Genomic DNA, 4,425 nt, shown 5'->3' with positions numbered 1-4,425 from the left:
GCCCGGGCGCACGGCGCACGCCCTGCGCGCCGCGCCCGCGGCGCGTGCCGGGTGCGCCGTCCGAGCGCGGCGCGGACCCGTCAGCCCGCGTACTGGCACAGCCCCCGCGGCAGGAAGGTGCCGTGGCCCGCGTGTCCCACGTACGCGCGCTCGTCGATCACCGGTTCGCCGCGCGAGAGGACCGTCTCGACTCGGCCCGTCAGGCGCTTGCCCTCGTAGGCCGAGTAGTCGACGTTCATGTGGTGCGTCGCCGCGGACACGGTCTGCTCGGCGTGCGGGTCGTAGACGACGATGTCGGCGTCGGAACCCGGCGCCACGGTGCCCTTCTTCGGGTACAGCCCGAACATCCTGGCCGGGGCCGCGCACGCGAGCTCGATCCAGCGCCTGCGGTCGATGTGGCCGTCCACGACGGCCTGGTGCAGCAGGTCCATGCGGTTCTCGACACCCGGCATCCCGTTGGGGATCTTGGAGAAGTCCCCCCGGCCCAGCTCCTTCTGCCCCTTGAAGCAGAAGGGGCAGTGGTCCGTGGAGACGACCTGCAGTTCGTTCGTGCGCAGCCCCCGCCACAGGGCCTCCTGGTGGTCCTTGGGCCGCAGCGGGGTGGAGCAGACGTACTTGGCCCCCTCGAAGCCGGGCTCCGCCAGGTTGTCCGTCGAGAGGAACAGGTACTGCGGGCAGGTCTCGCCGAAGACGGGCAGTTCCTCGGCCCGGGCGCGGGCGAGTTCGGCGAGCGCCTCCCGCGCCGAGACGTGCACCACGTACAGCGGCGCGCCGGCCACCTGGCTGAGGCGGATCACCCGGTGGGTCGCCTCCGCCTCCAGCAGCGCCCTGCGCACCTCGCCGTGGTGGCGCGGGTCCCGCTCGCCGCGCGCGAGGGCCTGCTCCACCAGGACGTCGATGGCGGGGCCGTTCTCCGCGTGCGCCATGACCAGGCCGCCGTTGGACGCCGCCCGCTGCATCGCCCGCAGGATGCGGCCGTCGTCGGAGTAGAAGACCCCCGGATAGGCCGTGAACAGCTTGAACGAGCTGATGCCGGCGGCCACGAGCCGGTCCATCTCGGCCAGCGACGACTCGTTCACGTCGGACATGATCATGTGGAAGCCGTAGTCGACGGCGCACTTCCCGTCCGCCTTGGCGAACCACGTGTCGAGCCCCTCCGTGAGCGAGCGGCCCTTCGACTGGATGGCGAAGTCGACGATCGTCGTCGTGCCGCCCCAGGCGGCGGCGCGGGTGCCCGTCTCGAACGTGTCGGAGGCGTAGGTCCCGCCGAACGGCATCTCCATGTGCGTGTGCGCGTCGACGCCGCCCGGGATCACGTACTTCCCCGTGGCGTCGATGACGCGCTCGGCGGTCCACGGCTGGCTCCCGTGGGCCGCCAGGGCCACCACCCGGGCGCCGTCGACCAGCACGTCGGCGTGCGTCTCGTCGGACGCGGTGACGACCAGTCCGCCCGTGATCAGGGTGCGTGCCACAGCTTCGTGCTCCCTTCGCCGGCCGGTCGGGGCCCGCCGGGTGGGCCCGGGCCGCGCGCCGCCGCCCGGGGCTTCTCGTCAGGCGTCGCGCAGCGCGCGGCCCAGGATGCGGGCGCCCTCTTCGGCCTCGGCCACCGTCAGCGACAGCGGCGGCGCGATCCGCAGGACGCTCGTGTCGTGGCCGCCGCCCTTGCCGATCAGCAGGCCGCCCTCGCGGGCCGCCTCCAGCACCGCCGCCGCCCGCTCCGGCGAAGCCTGGCCGGTGCCCGGGACGACCAGCTCGACCGCGGCCATGAGGCCCCGGCCCCGCACCTCCCGTACGGCCCGGACCCCGGCGGCCTCGGACCGCAGCCGTTCCAGCAGCAGCCCCCCGACGCGCCGGGCGTTGCCCTGCAGGTCGTGTTCCTGCAGGTACGCCAGGTTGGCGAGGCCGGCCGCCATCGTGATCGGGCTGCCGCCGAACGTGGAGATGGAGTTGGTGTCGACGCAGTTCATGATCTCCGCCCGCGCCACCACCCCGCCGACGGACATGCCGTTGCCGATGCCCTTGGCGAAGGTGAGGATGTCCGGCGGCCCGCTCTCCGCGTGGGCCTGCCAGCCCCAGAAGTGGTCGCCGGTGCGGCCCCACCCCGTCTGCACCTCGTCGCTGATCCACAGGACGCCCCGCTCGGCGAGGACGTCCCGGAAGGCCGCGTACAGCCCGTCGGGCGGCATGGTGAAGCCGCCGACGCCCTGGACCGGCTCCGCGATCAGGGCGGCAGGGGTCCGGCCGTGGCCGAGGAGGTCGCGCAGGTCGTCGACGCAGGCGGCGATGAACGCCTTGTCGTCCAGGTGCGCGAAGGGGCCCCTGTCACGCACGGCCCCGTGCACGTACAGCGTCTGCAGCGGTGAGTAACTCGTGGGCGACCAGCCGCTGTTGCCGGTGACGGAGACGGTGGAGAAGGACCGGCCGTGGTAGCTGTTGCGCATCGCGAGGATCTGGTTGGACCGGCGGTGGGCGGTCGCGAGCAGCAGCGCCGTGTCGTTGGCCTCGGTTCCGGAGGTGGTGAAGAAGACGCGCGCGTCGGGGATCCCGGAGAGGGCCGCGATCCGCTCCGCGAGTTCGACCATGGGCCGGTTGAGGTACAGGGTCGAGGAGTGGACGATGCGCGCGGCCTGCTCGCTGACGGCGCGGGTGACCTCGGGCAGGGCGTGCGCCGTCATGGTGGTGAGGATGCCGCCGAAGAAGTCCAGGTAGCGGTTGCCATCGGCGTCCCAGACGTGGCGGCCCTCGCCGTGCGTGATCTCCAGGGGCTGCGCGTAGTACAGGGCGAGCCAGTCCGGGAGGACGGCGCGGTGGCGGTCGTGCAGCGACTCGCTCACGGTGCGATCAGCCCCTCGTACGCGTCGGGCCTGCGGTCCCGGTAGAACGCCCACTGCTGCCTCACCTCGTCGATGAGGGACAGGTCGAGGTCGCGCACGACGAGTTCCTCCTCCCTGTCGCTCGCGGTGTCGCCGACGAAGCGGCCGCGCGGGTCGACGAAGTAGCTCGTGCCGTAGAAGTCGTTGTCGCCGTACTCCTCGCGGCCGACCCGGTTGATCGCGGCGACGAAGTACTCGTTGGCGACGGCGGCGGCCGGCTGCTCCAGCTGCCACAGGTGCGAGGACAGCCCGCGCGAGGTGGCGGACGGGTTGTAGACGATCTCGGCCCCGCCCAGGCCGAGTTGGCGCCAGCCCTCGGGGAAGTGCCGGTCGTAGCAGATGTAGACGCCGACCCGGCCGACGGCCGTGTCGAAGACCGGCCAGCCCGCGTTGCCCGGCCGGAAGTAGTACTTCTCCCAGAATCCCCTCAGCTGCGGGATGTGGTGCTTGCGGTACTTGCCGAGGTACGAGCCGTCGGCGTCGACGACGGCGGCGGTGTTGTAGTAGAAGCCCGCACCCTCCACCTCGAACACCGGCACCACGAGCACCATCCCGGTCTCCCGCGCCAGCTCCCGCATCCGGGTGACGGTGGGGCCGTCCGGGACGGGCTCGGCCCAGCGGTAGTGCTCCGGCTCCTGGACCTGGCAGAAGTACGGGGCGTTGAAGACCTCCTGGAAGCCCATGATCCGGGCGCCCTGCCGGGCCGCCTCCCGCGCGTGCTCCTCGTGCTTGGCGATCATCGACTCGGTGTCGCCGGTCCAGGTGGTCTGGACGAGCGCGGCACGCACGACGCGGGGCCGGGCCCCCGCGGTCTCGGACGGGTCGGTCACGGGCTGCTCCCTCGGATCAGCGGACCCGTCGAACGTAAGCCCCGGCACGAACCGGGGCAAGACCACCTTCGCCCGAACGGGCTTCCCCCGCACCGCCCGTACGGGTGGGTGCCCCGCCCTCCCCCTCTCTCCCCCGCCCTCAGGGCGGCGGCCGCGGGCCGCGACGCACCGCGTGCGGGCCCCCTCCCCCGCCGTAGTGGTGGGGCCCCGGGGTTCACAGGTCGACGGCGATGCCCGTTATCGGGTGCCGGGCGCGGCGCCGGGAGAGCTTCGCGGACAGCTCGGTGACACGGAACCGCAGGCCGTACTTGCCCAGCAGCAGGCCGCGGATGTGCGCCGTGCCCTCGGCGTCCGGGACCAGCCGCGCCGCGCCTTCGGCCCGTACGGCGCCCGGCTTCATCCGGCCGGTCACCGTGCACACGGTGACCACGGCGCGCGGCACGTTGCGCACCCGCTTGACCTTCCAGCTGCCCGCGTCGGTCCACACGTACAGCGTGCGGTCGTCCACCACGTGCCACACGGGTGTGTCGACGCCCACCCCGTCCCTGCGGTAGGTGGTGAGGCTGACGTAGGGGGCACGCGCGAGCGCGTCGAGGGTCTGCCGGTCGGGAGTCGTCACGGGGCCGAGGCTACGCCGCTCCGGCCGCCGGGGCCCCGGGGCGGGGCGCGACCGGTGACGGGGACGCGGGGGCCGCCGGAACGGCGGCGGGACCGGGCGCGCG

The 4,425-nt window shown here is 73.3% G+C and carries 4 protein-coding genes; all 4 read right to left on the bottom strand.

Translation table 11 applies throughout. From position 1 onward, the window contains the following. Nucleotides 1-80: 80 nt before the first annotated feature. Nucleotides 81-1,472, bottom strand: coding sequence for a dihydropyrimidinase (gene hydA, locus L1885_RS24340; RefSeq protein ID WP_235799311.1), 1,392 nt, complete (start codon nucleotides 1,470-1,472; stop codon nucleotides 81-83). Between the two features lie 78 nt (nucleotides 1,473-1,550). Further along, the gene (locus L1885_RS24335; RefSeq protein ID WP_235799310.1) at nucleotides 1,551-2,834 is read right to left on the bottom strand and encodes an aspartate aminotransferase family protein; all 1,284 of its coding nucleotides are present in this window, start codon (nucleotides 2,832-2,834) and stop codon (nucleotides 1,551-1,553) included. Further along, complete coding sequence (locus L1885_RS24330) at nucleotides 2,831-3,703, bottom strand: nitrilase-related carbon-nitrogen hydrolase (protein ID WP_308117390.1); 873 nt, start codon at nucleotides 3,701-3,703, stop codon at nucleotides 2,831-2,833. The genes L1885_RS24335 and L1885_RS24330 overlap by 4 nt, the downstream gene beginning before the upstream one ends. A 214-nt stretch (nucleotides 3,704-3,917) precedes the next feature. Further along, nucleotides 3,918-4,322: a PPOX class F420-dependent oxidoreductase gene (locus tag L1885_RS24325; RefSeq protein WP_235799309.1), complete on the bottom strand. Its 405-nt coding sequence runs from the start codon at nucleotides 4,320-4,322 to the stop codon at nucleotides 3,918-3,920. Between the last annotated feature and the right edge of the window lie 103 nt (nucleotides 4,323-4,425).

This window comes from Streptomyces fuscigenes (genome assembly GCF_021556455.1).
Classification (GTDB): domain Bacteria; phylum Actinomycetota; class Actinomycetes; order Streptomycetales; family Streptomycetaceae; genus Streptomyces; species Streptomyces fuscigenes.
This window is presented reverse-complemented; position numbering and strand designations above follow the sequence as displayed.